3 protein-coding genes are annotated in these 2,526 nt (G+C 72.8%); all 3 read right to left on the reverse strand.

Going from position 1 to position 2,526, the window contains the following annotated elements:
* A partial coding sequence (locus ACFYTE_RS42295; protein WP_388722642.1) for a cation:proton antiporter occupies positions 1 to 1,031 on the reverse strand: 1,031 nt, incomplete at its 3' end.
* Positions 1,032 to 1,534: 503 nt separating this feature from the next.
* Positions 1,535 to 1,816: a DUF3040 domain-containing protein gene (locus ACFYTE_RS42300; protein WP_388722644.1), complete on the reverse strand. Its 282-nt coding sequence runs from the start codon at positions 1,814 to 1,816 to the stop codon at positions 1,535 to 1,537.
* A 156-nt stretch (positions 1,817 to 1,972) separates the two neighbouring features.
* Positions 1,973 to 2,158 (reverse strand): hypothetical protein, encoded by a 186-nt coding sequence (locus ACFYTE_RS42305; protein ID WP_388722646.1) that lies wholly within the window; start codon positions 2,156 to 2,158, stop codon positions 1,973 to 1,975.
* Positions 2,159 to 2,526 lie beyond the last annotated feature (368 nt).

The following is a 2,526-nucleotide window of genomic DNA, read 5'->3' on the forward strand; positions in this document are numbered from 1 at the left end:
GCGAGTCCGGCGATGACGATGGAGAACTCGCCGCGGGCGACGAGGGTGCCGCCCGCCCGCCAGCGGCCCTTCGCGGAGATCCCGGCCCGGCGGGCGGCCCAGTACCCGGTGGCGATCTTCGTGAGCGTGGTCACGACGGCCAGCGCGAGCGCGGGCAGCAGCACCGGCGGAATGTCCGCGGGGTTGGTGTGCAGACCGAAGAAGACGAAGAACACCGCGGCGAACAGATCCCGCAGGGGCGCAAGAAGGTTATGGGCGCCTTCGGCGACCTCACCGGACAACGCGATCCCGACGAGGAACGCCCCGACCGCCGCGGAGACCTGGAGTTGCTGCGCGACCCCGGCCACCAGCAGGGTCAGCCCCAGCACCACCAGCAACAGCATCTCGGCGTTGTCGGAGGAGACCGCGCGGCTGACCAGACGGCCGTGCCGCAGCGCCACGTACAGGACGGCGCCGACCGTGCCCAGCGAGATCAGCAGGGTGACGGTGCCGCCTGCCAGGCTCGCCCCGGCGAGCAGGGCGGTGAGGATCGGCAGGTAGACCGCCATGGCCAGGTCTTCGAGGACGAGCACCCCGAGGACGACGGGGGTCTCCCGGTTGCCGATCCTGCGCAGGTCGCCGAGCACCTTGGCGATCACCCCGGACGAGGAGATCCAGGTCACCCCGGCGAGCGCCACGGCGGCGACCGGGCCCCAGCCGAGCAGCAGCGCCATCACGGCGCCGGGGACCGCGTTGAGGACGAAGTCGACGGCACCGGAGGGGAACTGGGTCTGCAGGGTGGTGACGAGTTCGGAGGCGCTGTACTCCAGGCCGAGCATGACCAGCAGCAGGATCACACCGATCTCGGCGCCGGTGGCGACGAACTCCTCACTGGCCGTCAGGGGCAGGATGCCGCCATGTCCGAAGGCGAGCCCGGCGAGCAGATACAGAGGTATGGGCGAGAAGCCCACCCGCCCGGCGATGCGGCCCAGCAGACCCAGGACGAGAATGATCGCCCCGAGTTCGATGAGCATGGCGGTGGTGTCGTGCACGGGCGTCTGACCTCCGTCGATCGGTTCGGTGGCGGCGTCTGTGCCTTCGCGGGTGCCGGGCGCCGGACGGGTTGTCCGTGCCGTTGCGCGTGCGCATGTGCGTTGGCCGGCCCGGCGGCTTGATGTCGTCCCACGGCGGGAGGGGTGCCGGGCGGTGAGTGCGGGTGCCGTCGGCGGCTCCCGCGGTGGAAGCGGGACCGGATCGGCGGGGGATCCGGGGCGTCAGCGGGAGCGGTGGTCGCTCAAGGCGGCGCTGTCGGTATCGGGAACGCTGTCGCGGGCGGTGTTGCCGACGCGGACCCGGACGGCGGCACGCGCGCGGACGACTCGGTCCATCTCACGCCCCCCATCACGTCAGCCGGGAACCGGCGACCACCAACGACTGAGCGTGCCAACGCTCAACAGAGCGTAAGCGCTCGGTAAAGAAGTCTATCGCATCGCGGAACGGGCCCTCAGGAGAACGTCCAGAACATCCCGAACGTCCACGGTGGCGCGCGGGAACCTCACCGCGCCGACCCGGACCGCCGCCGGGCCCGGTCGGGGTCGAGGAGCTGCACGGCGATGCCCATGACGACGAGGCCGGCCGCGATCAGCAGCCCGTGGGGCAGGAAGATGCCCAGGGCGAGCGCGGCGCCACCGGTGGCCAGCCCCCACCAGGCGCCGGTACGCCGGTACTCGCGAGGCCGCGCGGGACGTCCGGACCCGAGGGCGCGGGCGAAGCGGGGATCGTCCCGTTCCAGCCGTGCGGCGAGGTCGACCAGGCGTTCGTCGTCGAACTGGGTCACGGCTCCATCCCTCCCGAACCTGACACCGTCACGGAGCCGGACCGTCACGTGAGACGCAACCGGTCCGCCGGACCTCCAGGCTCTCCCCCGCCCGCGGCCTGCCGCCATCAGGTTCGGCCCTCATCCTTCCTGGTGGTTTGCCCCGCACGGAAGCGGTCACGCATACCGGGCGTACGGCCCGGAAGATGGGTGCTGCCACGGATGGCGCACCGGCCGGAGCACCACCACCCTGGTGGCAGCGGAGTCCATGTCGAGGAGTCCGATCCGGCCGCCGAGCCGGGCGAGCAGCGCGGCGCCCGCGAAGGCGCCGCCCATGGCGAGCAGTGTGTCGGCATGTCCCACGGGCCACCGCCTTCCGCACCACGCCCTTGCCGGGCCGCCGACGCCACGATCCGGTGCCAGGCCGTCCTTCGACCGCGGCAACCGTCGTGGCTGATCGCGCCGTTCCCCGCGCCCCCACCGGCGCCACGCCGTCTTCCGTCCGCGGCAACCGTCGTGGCTGATCGCGCCGTTCCCCGCGCCCCCACCGGCGCCACGCCGTCTTCCGTCCGCGGCAACCGTCGTGGCTGATCGCGCCGTTCCCCGCGCCCCCACCGGCGCCACGCCGTCCTTCGACCGCGGCAACCGTCGTGGCTGATCGCGCCGTTCCCCGCGCCCCCACCGGCGCCACGCCGTCTTCCGTCCGCGGCAACCGTCGTGGCTGATCGCGC

Source organism: Streptomyces sp. NPDC004629 (assembly GCF_042873595.1).
In the GTDB taxonomy this organism is placed as follows: domain Bacteria; phylum Actinomycetota; class Actinomycetes; order Streptomycetales; family Streptomycetaceae; genus Streptomyces.